The 17,122-nt window shown below is 69.3% G+C and carries 22 protein-coding genes; 4 read left to right on the forward strand and 18 right to left on the reverse strand.

Annotated elements, in window-relative coordinates:
* Positions 1-23: 23 nt before the first annotated feature.
* The 3 genes from MW290_RS27545 to MW290_RS27555 are packed head-to-tail and all read right to left on the reverse strand — an operon-like array spanning position 24 to position 2,578.
* Positions 24-1,172, reverse strand: coding sequence for a COX15/CtaA family protein (locus MW290_RS27545; RefSeq protein ID WP_250197552.1), 1,149 nt, complete (start codon positions 1,170-1,172; stop codon positions 24-26).
* A gap of 4 nt (positions 1,173-1,176) precedes the next feature.
* A complete protein-coding gene (locus MW290_RS27550; protein ID WP_250197553.1) occupies positions 1,177-1,902 on the reverse strand; it encodes a redox-active disulfide-containing membrane protein in 726 nt (241 codons plus the stop codon).
* Positions 1,847-2,578 (reverse strand): SURF1 family protein, encoded by a 732-nt coding sequence (locus MW290_RS27555; RefSeq protein WP_250197554.1) that lies wholly within the window; start codon positions 2,576-2,578, stop codon positions 1,847-1,849. The genes MW290_RS27550 and MW290_RS27555 overlap by 56 nt, the downstream gene beginning before the upstream one ends.
* A gap of 48 nt (positions 2,579-2,626) precedes the next feature.
* Between MW290_RS27555 and MW290_RS27560 the strand changes: the two genes are divergently transcribed.
* The gene (locus MW290_RS27560) at positions 2,627-2,848 is read left to right on the forward strand and encodes a twin transmembrane helix small protein (RefSeq protein ID WP_250197555.1); all 222 of its coding nucleotides are present in this window, start codon (positions 2,627-2,629) and stop codon (positions 2,846-2,848) included.
* Positions 2,849-2,917: 69 nt separating this feature from the next.
* Here MW290_RS27560 and MW290_RS27565 read toward each other — a convergent pair whose 3' ends face one another.
* The 8 genes from MW290_RS27565 to MW290_RS27600 all read right to left on the reverse strand — a co-directional run bounded on the left by MW290_RS27565 (position 2,918) and on the right by MW290_RS27600 (position 9,345).
* Positions 2,918-3,802, reverse strand: a complete 885-nt coding sequence (locus tag MW290_RS27565) for a cytochrome c oxidase subunit 3 (RefSeq protein ID WP_250197556.1) — start codon at positions 3,800-3,802, stop codon at positions 2,918-2,920.
* 38 nt (positions 3,803-3,840) lie between these two features.
* Positions 3,841-4,065, reverse strand: a complete 225-nt coding sequence (locus MW290_RS27570; protein WP_250197557.1) for a DUF2970 domain-containing protein — start codon at positions 4,063-4,065, stop codon at positions 3,841-3,843.
* The gene (locus MW290_RS27575) at positions 4,062-4,697 is read right to left on the reverse strand and encodes a cytochrome c oxidase assembly protein (protein ID WP_259373484.1); all 636 of its coding nucleotides are present in this window, start codon (positions 4,695-4,697) and stop codon (positions 4,062-4,064) included. Before MW290_RS27575 ends, MW290_RS27570 begins: the two co-directional genes overlap by 4 nt.
* 3 nt (positions 4,698-4,700) lie before the next feature.
* Positions 4,701-4,826: a cytochrome oxidase small assembly protein gene (locus tag MW290_RS27580; RefSeq protein ID WP_250197559.1), complete on the reverse strand. Its 126-nt coding sequence runs from the start codon at positions 4,824-4,826 to the stop codon at positions 4,701-4,703.
* Between the two features lie 7 nt (positions 4,827-4,833).
* Complete coding sequence (gene ctaD / locus MW290_RS27585) at positions 4,834-6,456, reverse strand: cytochrome c oxidase subunit I (protein WP_250197560.1); 1,623 nt, start codon at positions 6,454-6,456, stop codon at positions 4,834-4,836.
* 30 nt (positions 6,457-6,486) lie between these two features.
* Positions 6,487-7,680: a cytochrome c oxidase subunit II gene (gene coxB, locus MW290_RS27590; protein ID WP_250197561.1), complete on the reverse strand. Its 1,194-nt coding sequence runs from the start codon at positions 7,678-7,680 to the stop codon at positions 6,487-6,489.
* Between the two features lie 2 nt (positions 7,681-7,682).
* A complete protein-coding gene (locus MW290_RS27595; protein ID WP_250197562.1) occupies positions 7,683-8,267 on the reverse strand; it encodes a DUF2244 domain-containing protein in 585 nt (194 codons plus the stop codon).
* A gap of 118 nt (positions 8,268-8,385) precedes the next feature.
* A complete protein-coding gene (locus MW290_RS27600; RefSeq protein WP_250197563.1) occupies positions 8,386-9,345 on the reverse strand; it encodes a class I SAM-dependent methyltransferase in 960 nt (319 codons plus the stop codon).
* A 36-nt stretch (positions 9,346-9,381) separates the two neighbouring features.
* Here MW290_RS27600 and MW290_RS27605 point away from each other — a divergent pair, with 36 nt between their 5' ends.
* Both MW290_RS27605 and MW290_RS27610 read left to right on the forward strand, forming a co-directional pair.
* On the forward strand, positions 9,382-10,128 hold the full coding sequence (locus tag MW290_RS27605) for a ComF family protein (protein WP_250197564.1): 747 nt from the start codon (positions 9,382-9,384) through the stop codon (positions 10,126-10,128).
* 118 nt (positions 10,129-10,246) lie between these two features.
* Positions 10,247-10,717: a tRNA (cytidine(34)-2'-O)-methyltransferase gene (locus MW290_RS27610; protein ID WP_250197565.1), complete on the forward strand. Its 471-nt coding sequence runs from the start codon at positions 10,247-10,249 to the stop codon at positions 10,715-10,717.
* Between the two features lie 37 nt (positions 10,718-10,754).
* Here the strand turns inward: MW290_RS27610 and MW290_RS27615 are convergent, their stop codons facing one another.
* The 4 genes from MW290_RS27615 to MW290_RS27630 all read right to left on the reverse strand — a co-directional run bounded on the left by MW290_RS27615 (position 10,755) and on the right by MW290_RS27630 (position 13,264).
* Complete coding sequence (locus MW290_RS27615) at positions 10,755-11,765, reverse strand: NAD(P)H-dependent glycerol-3-phosphate dehydrogenase (RefSeq protein ID WP_250200116.1); 1,011 nt, start codon at positions 11,763-11,765, stop codon at positions 10,755-10,757.
* Positions 11,766-11,925: 160 nt separating this feature from the next.
* Entirely contained in the window at positions 11,926-12,384 is a 459-nt protein-coding gene (secB, locus tag MW290_RS27620) for a protein-export chaperone SecB (RefSeq protein ID WP_250197566.1), read from the reverse strand.
* 104 nt (positions 12,385-12,488) lie between these two features.
* Positions 12,489-12,746: a glutaredoxin 3 gene (gene grxC, locus MW290_RS27625; protein WP_250197567.1), complete on the reverse strand. Its 258-nt coding sequence runs from the start codon at positions 12,744-12,746 to the stop codon at positions 12,489-12,491.
* A gap of 95 nt (positions 12,747-12,841) precedes the next feature.
* Positions 12,842-13,264 carry a rhodanese-like domain-containing protein gene (locus MW290_RS27630; RefSeq protein WP_250197568.1) on the reverse strand — a complete coding sequence of 141 codons (423 nt, stop codon included), beginning with the start codon at positions 13,262-13,264 and terminating at the stop codon, positions 12,842-12,844.
* Positions 13,265-13,345: 81 nt separating this feature from the next.
* Between MW290_RS27630 and gpmA the strand changes: the two genes are divergently transcribed.
* Positions 13,346-14,092: a 2,3-diphosphoglycerate-dependent phosphoglycerate mutase gene (gpmA, locus tag MW290_RS27635; protein ID WP_250197569.1), complete on the forward strand. Its 747-nt coding sequence runs from the start codon at positions 13,346-13,348 to the stop codon at positions 14,090-14,092.
* 7 nt (positions 14,093-14,099) lie between these two features.
* Here gpmA and MW290_RS27640 read toward each other — a convergent pair whose 3' ends face one another.
* The 3 genes from MW290_RS27640 to MW290_RS27650 are packed head-to-tail and all read right to left on the reverse strand — an operon-like array spanning position 14,100 to position 17,118.
* Positions 14,100-14,837, reverse strand: a complete 738-nt coding sequence (locus MW290_RS27640) for a lysophospholipid acyltransferase family protein (RefSeq protein WP_250197570.1) — start codon at positions 14,835-14,837, stop codon at positions 14,100-14,102.
* Between the two features lie 11 nt (positions 14,838-14,848).
* On the reverse strand, positions 14,849-16,168 hold the full coding sequence (locus MW290_RS27645) for a dihydroorotase (protein WP_250197571.1): 1,320 nt from the start codon (positions 16,166-16,168) through the stop codon (positions 14,849-14,851).
* A complete protein-coding gene (locus MW290_RS27650; protein WP_250197572.1) occupies positions 16,165-17,118 on the reverse strand; it encodes an aspartate carbamoyltransferase catalytic subunit in 954 nt (317 codons plus the stop codon). Before MW290_RS27650 ends, MW290_RS27645 begins: the two co-directional genes overlap by 4 nt.
* Positions 17,119-17,122 lie beyond the last annotated feature (4 nt).

Here is a 17,122-nt window from a genome sequence, read left to right on the forward strand (position 1 = left end):
AGACCGGATTGTAGAAAGCCGCCTCAAGCCATCGCCGCGGCGGTGCCATGGGGGCTGGCCGCGGGGGCGGCCACGGGCCTTTGCAGGCTGCGTGCGATCAGGCGGCTGAGCAGCAGCACCAGCATCGCGGCACCGGCGGTGTGGGCCACCGCAGCCAGGATGGGCCAGCCCAGCACCACGTTGGACAGGCCGCTGGCCAGCTGCCAGGCGGCCACGCCCAGCAGGCCGCCGGCAAAACGGCGGGCGCTGGCATCGCCGCTGGCGGCCAGCCGCCAGGCCAGCAGGCCCAGCGCCAGCAGCACCACCACGGCCATCAGCCGGTGCGTCATGTGGATGGCGGTGAGCGCAGCAAACGGCAGGTAGCCGCCGCTGGCGGTTTCCCCCAGCTCGCGGCGGAAGGTGAAGGCGTGGCCGAAGTCCATCGTCGGCCACCAGCTGCCCTGGCAGGTGGGAAAGTCGCGGCAGGCCAGCACCGCGTAATTGGTGCTCACCCAGCCACCCAGCGCGATCTGCACCACGCTGAGCACGGCCACGGCCACCACACCCCACTGCAAGGTGCGCGACAGCCGCACCGGGCGCGGCACGAAGGCCTCGGCCTGCACCGCCAGCAGCGCCAGCAGGCCCAGGCCGAACAGCAGGTGCAGCGTGACGATGGCCGGGTACAGCTTCATCGTGACCGTGAGCGCACCGAAGGCACCCTGCAGACACACCGCCACCAGCGTGAGCGTGGCCCACCACGGCGACGGCCCCTGGCCATGCTCGCGCCGCCGCGCGCGCCAGCTCATCGCGGCGATCACGGTGATGAGCACACCCACCGCCATCGCGAAGTAGCGGTGCACCATCTCCATCCAGGCCTTGCCGTGGGTCACCGGGCCGGTGGGCATGGCGGTTTGCGCGGCATGGATCTCCTCGCGCGCGCCCAGCGGGCTGGCGCTGCCGTAGCAGCCGGGCCAGTCGGGGCAGCCCAGGCCCGAATCGGTCAGGCGCGTGGTGGCGCCGATCACGATCAGGTCGAAGGTAAAGAACAGCGTCAGCAGCGTGAGTGCACGCAGCCGCTGCGCCGAGGAGCCGCCGCGGTGGCGGCTCCACACCCAGGTCAGCGGGCCCGCGGCCAGCACCACGCCCAGCAGCGCCAGGTGCAGCACCGGAGACCAATCCACCAAGTCCGTCATGCCTTCACCGTCCTGCCTGGTCCCAGCTGGCCGAGCCGCGCAGCAGCCGTTCCAGGTCTTTCTTGAGCTTGGCGGGGTCGGGCTCCGTCGGGGCGCGCATCATCCAGTTGCCCATGGGGTCGACCACGTACAGGTGCGCATCCAGCCGCTGGCCGGATTCAGGCGCCAGCCAGCCGGCCAGTGCCTGCGCCGGCACCCGCAGCACGGTGGCCGCGGGCGTGGTGGTGAGCGCGGCCAGCAGCGCGGGCGGCAGCGGCGCCTGGTCGGTGAACAGCACCACCTTGTCGATGCGGTCGCGGTCGCGGCCCATCATCTCGCGCAGCTGGCGCTGCATGAAGAGGCGCCGCTCGCAGGCCTCGTCGCAGGGGCCGTCCACCGCCGTGACCAGCAGCCACTGGCCCTTGAGCGAGCTGGCCGCCACCGGCTGGCCCTGCAGGTCGGTCAGCGGCAGCGCGGCCGGCAGCTCACGCACCGGGTCGATCAGCGCGCTGTAGTTGGTGCGGCCCTGCGGCCGGATCACGAAATAGGTGAAGTACGAAGCGATGACCGGCGAGGCGCACACGGCCAGCACCAGCAGCATCTTCAGCCGGCCGAGCGCGGTGCGCCGCTGCGACTGGGCGTCCGCCACGGCCGCACCCGGGTCGGGCATGGAATGGACGGTGAAGCTCAGCGGATCACCCGCCACGCCGACCGCCTTGCCGCCAGGGACGGATGAGTTGGAACCAGACATACAAACCCGCGACGAGCGCGCTCAGTGCAAACCATTGAAAGGCGTAACCCTGGTGTCTTGCGACATCGATGGCCGGTTTCGGCCAATCGCGTTCCAGGCCTTCGGAGGCGGCGCCGGTCTGCCAGACCGACAGCGGGCGCAGGCGCAGGCCTGTTTCGCGCGCATAGGCATCAAGATCCAGATTCTGCCGGATGCGTTCCGTGCCAGGCGCCTGGAACTCGTACAACCGGGCCGGTGGCGGGGCCACCCGGCCGCTCAAGCTCACCTCGCCGGCCGGCGTGGGCACCTCGGCCACGCGGGCGCGGTCCATCGCGTCACGCGGCTGCCAGCCCCGCTGCACCACCACCGCGCTGCCGTCGGCCAGCTGCAGCGGCGTGACGACGAAAAAGCCCGGGCGGCCGTTCATCTGCCGGTTGTCCAGGTACACGGTGGCCTGCGGCACCCAGCGGCCGGTGAGCTGCACCGGGCGATGGAATTGCGCGTCGGCCTGGGCCGCGTGGGTGGCCAGCTCGTCGGTGCGCAGCGGCGGCATCACGCCGCGCTGGTCGATGCGTTGCTGCAGGTCGATCTTCTGCTGCGCACGGTCCAGCTGCCACAGGCCCAGCCGGAAGGTGAGCGCGGCCATCGCCACGGCGGCAAGGGTGACGACGATGCGCCGCGCGCCGGGGCTCAGCATCGCCCGCCTGCCAGGGCGGTCAGGCCCCGGGTGCCACAATCTCCGCCCATGAAGATCCTCATGGCGGTGGTGCTGCTGGGCATCCTGGCGGCGCTGGGCAGTGCCGGCCTGTTCATGCTGCGAAAGCCCAGGCCCGGGCAGCCGCCGGGCCGCGACAACCGGATGGCGCGTGCGCTGGCGGTGCGGGTGGGGCTGTCGATCGCCCTCTTCCTGTTCATCCTGTTCTCCTACTGGATGGGCTGGATCCAGCCGACGGGCATTCCCAGATGACAAAAAGCGCCTTGCGGCGCTCTTGATCGGGAGCCTGGACGGCTTGGAGGGCGGCCTGCGCCGCCCGGATCACATCCAGTAGACCACGACGTACAGGCCCAGCCACACCACGTCCACGAAGTGCCAGTACCAGGCGGCACCTTCGAAGCCGAAGTGGCGCTCGGGCGTGAAGTGGCCCTTCATCAGCCGCAGGGTGATGAACAGCAGCATCAGCATGCCGACGAACACGTGGAAGCCGTGGAAGCCGGTGAGCATGAAGAAGGTGGAGCCGAAGACGCCGGAGCTGAGCTTGAGGTTCAGGTCGGAGTAGGCGTGGTGGTATTCGTAGCCCTGCACCACCAGGAAGATGGCGCCCAGCAGCACGGTGGCCCACATCCACACGATGGTCTTGGCACGGTGGCCGGCCAGCAACGCATGGTGGGCGATGGTCAGCGTGACGCCCGAGGTGAGCAGCAGCGCCGTGTTGATGGTGGGCAGCGGCCAGGGACCGACGGTGCTGAACGGCTCCACGGTGCCGGCAGGCGACGCGGTGACGCCCGGCGCCATGCTGGGCCACACGGCCTTGAAGTCGGGCCACAGCAGCGCGTTCTGCAGGCTGCCCAGGTTGGGCACCGAGTGCACGCGGGCCCAGTACAGCGCGCCGAAGAAGGCGGCGAAGAACATCACCTCCGAGAAGATGAACCAGGCCATGCTCCAGCGGTAGGACACGTCGATGCGCGAGCCGTACATGCCGCCTTCGCTTTCGCGGATGGCGTCACCGAACCACTGGAACAGGATCACCGCCCACCACACCAGGCCAAAGAGCAGCGAATACGCGCCCCAGCCATGGCCGTTGATCCACTGGCCGGCGCCCAGGATCACGAAGAACAGGCCGATGGCGGCCATCACCGGATGCCGCGAAGGGCCCGGCACGAAGTAGTAGGGCGTTGCCCCTTGGTGTGTCGCTGCCGACATGCTCGCTCTCCTCGAACCTACGATCGTTTTTGCGGTGTTCAGGCGGCCACGCCGCTGCCCACCACCCATTTCACCAGCAGAACCAGAACCACCACGAACATCGCCGCAGCCAGCAGGCCGGCCACGATGACGTGCAGCGGATTCAGGCGGCCCACGTCCTTTTCGTACTCGCTGTTCTTGCGCACCCCGAAGAACGACCACGCCACCGCGCGCAGCGCATGCAGGAAAGAGCCCTTGCGGCGGGCAGCTTCCTTCAGGCTCAAGAGCGCGGCTCCTTCACCGTCACGGCCGCAGCCGCAGCCGCGGCCGACGACTTGCCCGGCACCTCGAAGAAGGTGTAGGACAAGGTGATGGTGGTCACGTCCTTCGGCAGCTTGGGATCGATCACGAACACCACCGGCCAGGCCTTGGACTCACCCGGCTGCAGCGTGTACTCGTTGAAGCAGAAGCACTCGAGCTTGTTGAAGTACGCGGTGGCCTGCTTGGGCGCATAGCTGGGGATGGCCTGCGCCGCCATCACCCGGTTCTGCACGTTCTTGAAGTCGTACATCACCGTGGCCAGCTCGCCCGGGTGCACCTGCAGCGAACGCATCGCCGGCTTGAACTCCCAGGGGCCGCGCGCGTTGGCGTCGAACTCGATGGTGATCGTGCGGCTGGTGTCGACCTGCGTGTTGGCCTTGCCCGTGCGTCCGGCGGAGCCGGCGTTGTACGAGGTGGCCTGCCGCTCGGTCAGCGACAGCACGTTGATGCCGAGCGCCGCGCAGATGTGGCGGTACATCGGCACCAGGCCGTAGCCGAAGCCGAACATCAGCCCGGCGATGACCGCCAGCTTGCCGACCATGCGCAGGTTGTCCCCGCGCACGGTGTTGGAGAGGTCTCGCCGCGGCTGCGCCAAAGCTCAGCCCCCGACCAGCCACATGCGCGCGATGAAACCCAGCGCGAAGATCAGGGCGACCGACGCCAGGATCAGCCCCAGGCGCACGTTGGCCCGGCGCTGCTCCTGTTGACGCGTACTTCCAGTCATCGTGTGCTCAACCGACGATGCGGGTGGCGGTGGCGTCCAGCTTGGGCGGGTTCTCGAAGGTGTGGAACGGGGCCGGCGACGGCAGTTCCCATTCCAGGCCTTCAGCACCCTCCCAGGGCTTGGCCGGGGCCGGCTCGCCCTTGCCGCGCATCATCGGCACCACGACGAACAGGAAGAAGTACACCTGCATCAGGCCGAAACCGAGCGCGCCGATCGACGCGATCATGTTGAAGTCGGCGAACTGCATCGGGTAGTCGGCATAGCGGCGGGGCATGCCGGCCAAACCCAGGAAGTGCATCGGGAAGAAGGTGACGTTGAAGAAGATCAGCGACAGCCAGAAGTGGATCTTGCCGCGGGTCTCGCTGTACATCACGCCCGTCCACTTGGGACCCCAGTAGTACACGCCGGCGAACAGCGCGTACAGCGAGCCGGCCACCAACACGTAGTGGAAGTGCGCCACCACGTAGTAGGTGTCCTGCAGCTGGATGTCCACCGGCGCGGTCGACAGGATGAGGCCGGTGAAGCCGCCCATCGTGAACACGAAGATGAAGCCCACGGCGAACAGCATCGGCGTCTCGAAGGTCATCGAGCCGCGCCACATCGTGGCCACCCAGTTGAATATCTTCACGCCCGTGGGCACCGCGATCAGCATGGTCGCGTACATGAAGAACAGCTGGCCCGTCACCGGCATGCCGGTGGTGAACATGTGGTGCGCCCAGACGATGAACGACAGGATGGCGATGGACGCGGTGGCGTACACCATCGAGGTGTAGCCGAACAGGCGCTTGCGGGCGAAGGCCGGGATGATGGCGCTCACGATGCCGAAGGCCGGCAGGATCATGATGTACACCTCGGGGTGCCCGAAGAACCAGAAGATGTGCTGGTACATGATCGGGTCACCGCCGCCGGCGGGGCTGAAGAACGACGTGCCGAAGTGGCGGTCGGTCAGCGTCATCGTGATGGCACCGGCCAGCACGGGCATCACCGCGATCAGCAGGTAGGCGGTGATCAGCCAGGTCCAGCAGAACAGCGGCATCTTCATCAGCGTCATGCCGGGTGCGCGCATGTTCAGCACCGTGACGATGATGTTGATTGAGCCCATGATGGACGACGCGCCCAGGATGTGCATCGCGAAGATGCCGGCATCCATCGAAGGGCCCATCTGCAGCGTCAGCGGCGCGTACAGCGTCCAGCCGGCGGCGGGGGCGCCACCGGGCATGAAGAACGACGCCACCAGCATGATGGCCGCGGGAATCATCAGCCAGAAGCTGAAGTTGTTCATCCGCGCGAAGGCCATGTCGCTGGCGCCGATCTGCAGCGGGATCATCCAGTTCGCGAAGCCCACGAAGGCCGGCATGATGGCGCCGAACACCATGATCAGGCCGTGCATCGTCGTGAACTGGTTGAACAGTTCAGGATTGAAGAACTGCAGGCCCGGGCGGAACAGCTCCAGCCGGATCATCAGCGCGAGCACGCCGCCGATCATCAGCATCGTGAAGCTGAACAGCAGGTACAGCGTACCGATGTCCTTGTGGTTGGTGGCAAACAGCCAGCGCCGCCATCCGTGCGGATGATCGTGCGCGTGGTCGTCGTGGCCCGCGTGGCCGTGGTGGTCGAGAACTGCGCTCATGGTGTTTCCTCGTTCTGTCGGCTCAGGCCATCACTTGCCGCGGGCGGCAAGCACTTCCTTGGGCTGAACGATCTGCCCGGTCTTGTTGGTCCAGGCGTTCTTGGTGTAGGTGGCCACGGCCGCCAGCTCGGTGTCCGACAGCTGCTTCCAGGCCGGCATCGCGCCATTGTTCTGGCCGTTCAGCAGCACCTGGATCTGCACGTTGTGGTCGTCGGCCAGCACCTTGGGCGAACCTACCAGCGCTTTGATCGGGCCGGCGCCGGTGCCATCGGGCTTGTGGCAGGCCGCGCAGTTGGCGGCGTACACCTTCTCGCCGCGGGCGATCAGCTCTTCCAGCTTCCATTCCTTGTTCGGGTCGTCGGCGGCCGCAGCAGCTTCCTTGCGCTTGGTCTCGACCCACTTGGAATAGTCTTCCTGCGACAGCACCTTCACGTGGATGGGCATGTACGCATGCTCCTTGCCGCACAGCTCGGCGCACTGGCCGTAGTAGTCGCCCACCTTCTCGGCACGGAACCAGGTGTCGCGCACGAAGCCGGGGATCGCGTCCTGCTTGACGCCGAAGGCCGGCACCATGAAGGCGTGGATGACGTCGTTGGCGGTGGTGATCACACGCACCTTCTTGTCCACCGGCACCACCAGCGGGTTGTCGACCTTCAGCAGGTAGTCGTCGACCGGCTGCGGGTTGCCGCTGTTGGAGGCTTCGCGCTGGGCGGTGTCCAGCGTGGACAGGAAGGCCAGGCCTTCACCCTCGCCCTTGAGGTAGTCGTAGCCCCACTTCCACTGGTAGCCAGTGGCCTTGATGGTCAGGTCGGCGTTGGTGGTGTCCTTCATCGCCACCACCACCTTGGTGGCCGGCAGCGCCATCAGGATGACGATGACGAAGGGCGCGACCGTCCAAGCCACTTCCACCGCCACGCTTTCGTGGAAGTTGGCGGCCTTGGCGCCGCGCGACTTGCGGTGCTTGAACACCGAATAGAACATGACGCCGAACACCGCGACGAAGATCAGCACGCAGATGATCATCACGAAGTTGTGAAGCCACATCTGCTCGGCGGCGATGCGCGTGACCGGCGGGTGCAGGTTCACCTGGTTGACCGCCGGGCCGCCCGGCAAGTCCTTCACCTGTGCCCAGGCCGCATGCGTGGCGAGCATCGCAGCGCCTGCCACCGCGGCACCTGCCAGCCGCTGTCCCCATCGGCCGAGGTGCTTGATCGTCGTCTTCATCGTCACTTGAGCTCCATTCCCAGATCGTTCTCGCCGTCGTGCGGCCGTCCCTCGGTCCGCAGCGCGCGCCGCAGCTCCTGGGCCAGCGACCCGCGCAATTCAGGCCTCACATAGCGGCCCACACGCACACGGCGGCCCTGGCCCGACAGCTCGAGCAGCGACCCTTCTCCGTGCACCGGTTCGACGCGCACCCACGCCGACCGAAAATCCATCCGTTCCACGCTGCTGCCGCAGCGGGTTTCAACGCTCAGGGCATCGCCCTGCAGGGTGATCGTCTCGCGGTCGGTGGCATGGCGGGCATGCACCAGCAGCGCGATTCCGAACACCAGGAGTTCCAGGCCGGCAAAGCCCAACACCATACCCGCTCCGAGCCACATGAAGCCAGTGGCCACGACCAGGGAAATCACGCATACCGACAGGTAGGCGATCAGCATCTGGCGCGGTGTGAGGGAGCAGTTGCGCCGCAGCACCCACTGCAGCGCCTGGTTGCCTTCGATCTCCATCGCCTGGCCCCAACGCCACGGGGAACGCCCCGCCACCGGCAGCTGCGAGGCCGACCAGGAGCTGGAAGCGAAGGTGGCTGACATGGCGATTGCTTGCAAGAGGCTGGCGGTACGGCAAGCCAGCGTGGCGTACTTCAGGGATTGACGTCCGCACACGAAAGGCCGCGGGATTCTAGCGGGATCGTGAAGTAATGTGAGGCTGTCAGGGGGATGTGTCAGGTCCGTGTTTTCTCGGCGGTCGGCCACCCGAACGCACCATGCTTCGCATATCGTCCAAAGACACGGAAGTCTGAGCCGCCACCACCGGCCGCGGCGGCGGATTGAAGGCGTGGCCGTAGACCACCTCGAAGCGCATCGCGATGCGGCCATCGGCGCCCGCACGCGCCGCCAGCGCTTCCAGCAACCGGCGGTGCCAGCGCGGCGTGCGCAGGCCGGGCCAGCGTGCGGGGTCGGCATTGCCGCCCAGCTGCCGCAGCTCGGCCAGCAGCGCTTCGGGCGTGGCCCAGGTCAGCGTGAGTTGCTCCTGGTCCATCACCGGGTCGGCGAAGCCGGCATGCACCAGCATGTCGCCGATGTCGTGCATGTCCACCAGCGGCGCGCCCGGGCTGCCGGCGCCCAGCTCTGCATACAGCGCATGCAGCTCGCGCAGCGTGCCCGGCCCCAGCGTCGAGAACATCAGGAAGCCGTCCACCGCCAGCACGCGGCGCCATTGGGCCAGCAGCTGGGGCGGATCGACCGCGCCATGCAACACCATGTTGGCCCACAGCAGGCCGCCTGCCGCCGGTGGCAGCTCGGACGCCAGCACCGCACTGGCCCCGGGGCCGGCCCAGCGGCGAGCGCTCCACCACGGCGCGGCATGGGCCTGCGTGCTGCGGGCCAGCAGCGCGGGCGTGGGCTCCACGTGCAGCTGCCGGGCCTTGGGGTAGGCCTGGCGCAGCAGGGCATCGCTGGCACCAGCATGGGCCCACCACTGCAGCACCGTCTCGGGCTGGCTGCGGATGACCGGCAGCCGCTCGGCCATGCGGCGGGCCACTTCGGCATGCAGCCAGGGTGCCTCGGGCGCGGCGGCCCAACGGTTGAGCACCCGGCCCACGGCGGCGGCATCCAGGTCGCGGGCGGTCGAGGCGGCCGGCGGGGCCTGATGCGGCAGGGCTTGGGACATGTCGGCTTCGGTTGAACGAGTCAGTATATTGACGCGATGAAGCCCCGCCTGGCCGTGCGCCCTGCCCCGCCGCCCGCGCGTGGCTGGCCGACGCTGTGCGGCGTGTGCCACGGCTGGGCGCGCTCACGGGTGTGTGCCGAATGCGCCGCCCGCTTTGCCGCCTGGCGGCCGCGCTGCGGCCCCTGCGGGCTGCGCGTGCCCACCGGCGTGCACACCTGCGCCGAGTGCAGTGCCCAGCCACCGCCGTTTGCGCGCACCGTGGTGGTGGCCGACTACGGCTTTCCCTGGCAGGCGCTGATCGGCCGCTTCAAGTACCGGGAGGGCCTGGATCTGGCCGGCGCGCTGGCCGCGCTGCTGGCACGGGCGGTGGCGGAGGCAGAAGCGGAGGCCACCGAGCACGACGCAACGCCCCGCCTGGTGCTGCCGATGCCGCTGTCGCCCGCCCGCCTGGCCGAGCGGGGTTTCAACCAGTCGGCCGAGCTGGCCCGGCGTGTGGCGCGGGTGCTGGGCCTGCCCTGCGCCGACGCCCTGCTGCGGCGGGTGGCCGACGGCGGCCACCAGGCCGGCCTGGGCAAGGCGGCGCGGCAGCGCGCGGTGCAAGGCTGCTTCCACGTGCCGCCCGAGCGCAGCCACCCGCTGCGCAGCCGGCACCTGGCGCTGGTGGACGACGTGGTGACGACGGGCGCGACCGCAGCCGAGGCCACGCGCACGCTGCTCGCGGCAGGCGCAGCGTCTGTCCACGTCTGGGCCTTCGCACGCACGCCACCACCTTCAGATTCGTGAGATGGAGCACCCGGCGCCACGCTGCGCGTGACGCCACCCTCCGAGAGGGTCGCCAGCCGCCTTGGGGCGGCCCGGCGCCGGCTGGCTGGGAGCACCCGCGCCCAGAGACAATGGGGGCATGTTCCGCATCGTCCTCGTCGAGCCGCAGATTCCGCCCAACACGGGCAACGTCATCCGCCTGGCCGCCAACACCGGCTGCGAGCTGCACCTGGTAGAGCCGTTGGGTTTTTCGATGGAGGACAAGCTGCTGCAGCGCGCCGGCCTGGACTACCACGAGTACGCCGACGTGCGGCGGCATGCCAGCTGGGCCGCCTTCGTCGCGGCGCAGCAGCCCGACCCGGCGCGCTGCTTCGCCTTCACCACCCATGGCAGCCGGCCGATCGGCGACGTGGCCTGGCAGCCCGGCGACTGGCTGGTGTTCGGCAGCGAGAGTGCCGGCCTGGCGCCCGCGCTGCGCGAGAGCTTCGCGCCCGCCCAGCGCGTACGGCTGCCGATGCGGCCGGGTCAGCGCAGCCTCAACCTGAGCAATGCGGTGGCGGTGGCCGTGTTCGAGGCCTGGCGGCAGAACGGCTACGCAGGGGGCGGCTGACGCCCCTGCCCATCGCGGGCCCGACCGGCCCGGAGGGTCAGACCAACTGCTCGGCCTTCGCTTCCCGCGCCATCAGCCGCGCCACCGCCTGCGGCGGCGTCAGCTGGCCTTCCAGCACCGCCACCACGGCTTGCGAGATGGGCATGTCCACGCCCAGCTCGGCCGCGCGCCGGCACACGGTGCGGGCGCTGTACACGCCCTCGGCCACATGGCCCAGTTCGGCCAAGATGCGGTCCAGCGGCAGACCTTCGGCCAGCAGCAGGCCCACCTTGCGGTTGCGCGACAAGTGCCCGGTGGCGGTGAGCACCAGGTCGCCCAGGCCCGACAGGCCCATGAAGGTGTCGGGCCGCGCGCCCAGGGCCACGCCCAGCCGCGTCATTTCGGCCAGGCCGCGGGTGACCAACGCCGCACGGGCATTGAGGCCCGGTGCGCCGGCCGCGCCCGATTGCGCCAGCCCGTCGCACAAGCCGGTGGCGATGGCCAGCACGTTCTTCACCGCGCCGCCCACTTCCACCCCCACCGGATCGGCCGAGGTGTAGACGCGCAGCGAGTCGCTATGGAAGGCCTGCACCATGGCCTCGCCCAAGGCGGCGTCCAGGCTGGCGGCCACCAGGGCCGTGGGCTGGCCGCGGGCCACCTCTTCGGCAAAGCTGGGGCCGGACAGCACGCCGGAAGGCGCCCCCGGCCGCAGCGCCTGCGCCACCTCATGGCCGAGCAGGCCCGTCTCGGCCTCGAAGCCCTTGCACAGCCACAGCACCCGCGCCTGCGGCGGCATCTGCTGCAGCATCGCGCGCAGGCTGGCCATCGGCGTGGCGATGACGACCAGGCCCTCTTCGCCCACCGCCGACAGGCAGCGGCCGAGGTCGGCTTCAAAGCCCAGGCTGGCGGGCAGCTCGATGTCTGGCAGGTAACGCTGGTTGCGGCGGCTGGCGGCCATCTGGGCCAGTTGGGCCGCATCACGGCCCCACAGCAGCACACGATGGCGCAGCGCGGCCTGGGCGGCCAGGGCCGTGCCCCAGGCACCGGCGCCCAGCACGGCGATGTTCAATGGCATGACTGCAAGCTCAGGGCAAAGCGCCGCCGGCAGGCCAGGCCTGGACCGACGGCGCCAAGATCGGCCAAGGTCCCAGCCCCGCCGGGCCGCCCCAAAGGGCTGGACGGCCCCCTTGGGGGGTAGCGAGCGCAGCGAGCTTGGGGGCCACCAGTCGTCAGTTCAGGCCGGCGCCGTTGGCAGCGGCTTGCTGCTGCTGGGCTTCGAACATGGCCTGGAAGTTGACTTCCGACAGCACCACCGGCGGGAAGCCGGCGCGGGTGCACACGTCGGAGACGATGGCACGCAGGTACGGGTACACCATGCCCGGGCAGGCGATGCCGATGATGGCCTGCATCTGGTCTTGCGGCAGGTTGCGGATCTCGAAGATACCGGCCTGCTTGGCCTCGATCAGGAACAGCGTCTTGTCGCCGATCTTGGTGGTGACGGTGGCGGTGACGCACACCTCGAACACGCCTTCGGCGATGGGTTCGGCCGACACGCCCAGGTTGATGTCGACCTGGGGCTGCACCTGCTGCTCGCGCAGGATCTGCGGCGAGTTGGGTTGCTCCAGCGACAGGTCCTTCAGGTACATGCGCTGGATCTGGAAGACGGGGGTCAGTTCTTGCTCGGCCATGGTGAGTTCATCCAAGAAATCAAAAACCCGCAGGCTGCGGGCTTGATCAAGGATTATGGCGTGCGTCAATGACGCCCCGCGGACGGACCGCCCGGGGGAAAACCTCAGGCGGCCAGCAGCGGCACCAGCCCGCCCGCGCGGTCGAGGGCGATCAGGTCGTCGCAGCCGCCCACGTGCTTGTCGCCGATGAAGATCTGCGGCACGGTGCGCCGGCCGGTCAGCTCGATCATGGTGTCGCGCTCGGCCGGCTGCAGGTCGATGCGGATCTCGTCGATCTGCGTCACGCCGCGCTGGGCCAGCAGCTGCTTGGCGCGGATGCAGTAAGGGCAGACCTGGGTGGTGTACATGCGGACGGTGTTCATGACGCAATTGTCATGAAAGCCGCCGTGCTGTGAACCGGGCCGCCAGGCAAAGCCTCATGCGGCACGCAGGAATCGCCGGCGAGGCCGGCTTTGGCTCAGGCTGATTTTTCGACCGGCAGGCTGGCTTCGCGCCAGGCAGCCAGGCCACCGGCCACGGTGCGCACGTCGGTGTAGCCGGCCTTGCGCAGCATGCCCGCGGCGCGGTTGACGTTGACGCCCGCGCCGCCGATGACCAGCAGCGGCAGCGCCTTGTTGGTGGGCAGGCCCTTGGGGGCCGATTCGATCGTGCTCATGGGCACGTTGCGGGCGCCGGTGGCATGGCCGGCGGCATAGGCCGCGGCTTCGCTGACGTCGACCAGCGTGGCCTTCTCACGGTTGATGAGGCGCACGGCCTCGCTGGTGCCCACGGCACCGGCGCCGCCACCGGCCGCAGCCTGCTTGAGCGAGGGCAGCAGCAACAGGCCGCCGGAGACGAGGGCGACGAGCACGAGGTACCAATTGGCGATCAGGAATTGCACGGGTGGGCCAGCAGGGAGCGAAAGACGCGAATTATAGAATTCGGGCTTCCCCTTCCTCTGCCCACCGGGCCCGACCGCGCCATGTACAAGCTCGTGCTGATTCGCCACGGCGAATCGACCTGGAACCTCGAGAACCGCTTCACCGGCTGGACCGACGTTCCGCTGACCGCCACCGGCGTGGCCCAGGCCCAGCAAGCCGGCGACCTGCTGCGCGAGGCGGGTTATGAGTTCGACGTGGCATATACCTCGGTGCTCAAGCGCGCCATCTGGACGCTGTGGCACTGCCTGGACCGCATGGAGCGCACCTGGCTGCCGGTGGTCAAGGACTGGCGCCTGAACGAGCGCCACTACGGCGGCCTGCAAGGCCTGAACAAGGCCGAGACCGCCAAGCAGTATGGCGATGAGCAGGTGCTGGTCTGGCGCCGCAGCTACGACACGCCGCCGCCGCCGCTGGACGCCGGCGATGCACGCAGCGAGCGCGGTGACCTGCGCTACGCCCAGCTCGATCCGGCCCAGGTGCCGCTGACCGAATGCCTGAAGGACACCGTGGCCCGCGTGCTGCCGCTGTGGCACGAAACGCTGGCACCGGCGATCAAGAGCGGCCAGCGCATCGTGGTAGCGGCGCACGGCAACAGCATCCGCGCGCTGGTGAAGTACCTGGACAACATCAGCGACGACGACATCGTCGGCCTGAACATCCCCAACGGCATTCCGCTGGTGTACGAGCTGGACGCCGACCTGAAGCCGATCAAGCACTACTACCTGGGTGATGCAGAGGCGGCCGCGAAGGCTGCAGCGGCGGTGGCAGCCCAGGGCAAGAAAGGCTGAACCCGTTTCAGAGATCGAGCAGCCCCTGCTCGATCTCCTGCTGCAGCCGCTGCGCCAGCGCACGCCGATCGGCATGCGCGCTGGCCTGGGCCGGCAGCCAGCGCACCCGCACCGTGAGGTCGCGGGCGCTGACGATGCTCCACACGCTCTGCACCAGCGTGGTCTCGCCGATGAACTCGGCTGCCGGGCTCACCGCATGCTGCGGATCGGAAAAGCGCAGCGCCGCCGGCTGGATGGGCACGCCGTGCGCAATGGCCGCCTGCAGCAGGTTGGCATGGAAGGGCAGCACGCCCCGGCCATCGGAGGTGGTGCCCTCGGGGAACACCGCCACGCAATCGCCCTGCGCCAGCGCCTGCGCCATCTGATGCACCACGCGCAGCGCATCGCGCTTGCTGGCCCGCTCGATGAACAAGGTGCCCACGCTGCGCACCAGCCAGCCCACCACCGGCCAGCCCAGCACGTCGGCCTTGGAGACGAAGCGCGCCTGCGGGCAGCTGGCATGCAGCGCCGCGATGTCCAGCCACGACACATGGTTGGCCACCACCAGCGCGGCACCCGGCCGCGGCCGGCCTTCCACCACCAGGCGCACACCCAGTGCCTGCAGCACGCCAGCCGACCAGCGCTGGATCTCGCGCTGGCGACCGGCGGCATCCAGCCCACTGAACCGCAGCCGCACGATGGCCAGGCCCTTGGCCAGTTGCAGCAACGCCCGCACCAGCCGCCAGGCGGCGCGGGGCGCACTCACACGCGGAAAGCTCAAGCCGCGGCTGCCGTGTCTTCGTAGGCCACCGTGCCGGCCACCAGCGTGGCCTTGACGCGGCCGGGCAGCGTGAAGCCGGTGTGCTCGGGCGCAAACGGCGTGTGCTTGCCCTGGCTCTTGAGTGCGGCGGGCAGCGCCTGCCAGCGCTCGTCGGGGTCAAACACGCAGACGTCGGCCACACCACCGGCCACCAGGCGGCCGGCACTGGCCGCCAGCGAACCCAGCGAAGCACCCAGCGCCCGCACCGGCTCGCTGGTGATGGCGGCCAGCGCCCGCACCAGGCCGGCGCCGCTGTCCTCGCCCCACTTCAGCGCCAGCGGCAGCAGCAGTTCCAGCCCGGTGGCGCCGGGCGTGGCCTCGGCGAAGGGCAGCGTCTTCTCGTCGGTGCTCACCGGGTTGTGGTCGCTCACCAGCGCGTCGATCGTGCCGTCGGCCAGGCCGGCGCGCAGCGCGTCGCGGTCACGGCTCTGGCGCAGCGGCGGCGTCACCCGCATCGCGGAATTGAAGTAGCCGATGTCCACGTCGGTCAGGTGCAGCGAGTTGATGCTGACGTCGGCGGTGACGGGCAGGCCCTCGGCCTTGGCGGCGCGCACCAGGGCCACGCCGGCCGCGCTGGAGATGCGGCACAGGTGCACCCGGGCGCCGGTGGCACGCACCAGCTCGAACAGCGTGTGCAGGGCGATGGTTTCGGCCATCACCGGCACGCCGGACAAGCCCAGCCGCGTGGCCACGGCGCCGCTGGCCGCCACGCCCTTGCCCAGCCAGGCATCCTGCGGGCGCAGCCACACGGTGTAGCCGTAGGTGGCGGCGTAGAGCAGTGCGCGCTGCATCACCAGCGTGTCGGCAATCGGCACCTCGGCCTGCGAGAAGCCGACGCAGCCGGCCTCGGTCAGCTCGGCCATCTCGGTGAGGATGTCGCCCTTGAGGCCGCGGGTGAGTGCCCCCAGCGGAAACAGCCGGCAGCGGCTCAGCTTGCGGGCGCGGAACTTCAGCATCTCCACCAGGCCGGGCTCGTCGAGCGCGGGGTCGGTGTCGGGCGGGCACACCAGGCTGGTGACGCCGCCGGCCGCGGCCGCGGCCAGTTCGCTTTCCAGCATGCCTTCGTGCTCATGGCCGGGCTCGCGCAGGCGTGCCGCCAGGTCCACCAGGCCGGGGGCCACGATGCGGCCGCGGGCGTCGATGCGGCGGTCGGGCTGGAAGTCGCCCGCCGGGCCGATGGCCACGATGCGGTCGGAGGCGATGGCCACGTCGGTGATTTCGTCGCGGCCCGAGGCCGGGTCGATGACGCGGCCGCCTTGGATCAGGATTCTGCTCATGCCTCGTTCCCAGCAATGATGCTCATGACGGCCATCCGCACCGCGATGCCGAAGGTCACCTGCGGCAGGATCACGCTCTGCCGGCCATCGGCCACCGACGAGTCGATCTCGACGCCGCGGTTGATCGGCCCCGGGTGCATCACGATGGCGTCGGGCTTGGCCAGGGCCAGCTTCTCGGGCGTCAGGCCGAAGCTCTTGAAGAACTCGCCCGAGCTGGGCAGCATCGCGCCGCTCATGCGTTCGTTCTGCAGCCGCAGCATGATGATGACGTCGGCATCGCGGATGCCTTCGGCCATGTCGTGGCACACCCGCACGCCCATCTGCGCCAGGTCGCCCGGCACCAGGGTCTTGGGGCCGACGGCGCGGATCTCGGGCACGCCCAGCGTGGTCAGCGCATGGATGTCGGAGCGGGCCACGCGCGAGTGCACGATGTCGCCCACCACCGCCACCGTGAGGTTGCGGAAGTCCTTCTTGAAGTGCCGGATGGTGTACATGTCCAGCAGGCCCTGCGTGGGGTGGGCATGCCGGCCGTCGCCGGCGTTGACCACGTGCACGTGCGGCGCGCAGTGCTGGGCGATCAGGTAGGGCGCGCCGCTTTCGCTGTGCCGCACCACGAACATGTCGGCATGCATGGCCGACAGGTTGGCGATGGTGTCCAGCAGGCTTTCGCCCTTGGCAGTGCTGCTGCGCGCGATGTCCAGGTTGAGCACGTCGGCCGACAGCCGCTTGGCCGCGATCTCGAAGGTGGTGCGGGTGCGCGTGCTGTTCTCGAAGAACAGGTTGAACACGCTCTTGCCGCGCAGCAGCGGCACCTTCTTCACGTCACGGTCGTTGACGCTGAGGAAGGTGCCCGCGGTGTCCAGGATCTGCGTGACGACGTCGCGCGGCAGGCCTTCGATCGACAGCAGGTGGATCAGCTCGCCGTGCTGGTTCAGTTGGGGGTTCTTCATCGCT

It is taken from the genome of Aquincola tertiaricarbonis, from assembly GCF_023573145.1.
GTDB classification, from domain to species: Bacteria; Pseudomonadota; Gammaproteobacteria; order Burkholderiales; family Burkholderiaceae_C; genus Aquincola; species Aquincola tertiaricarbonis_B.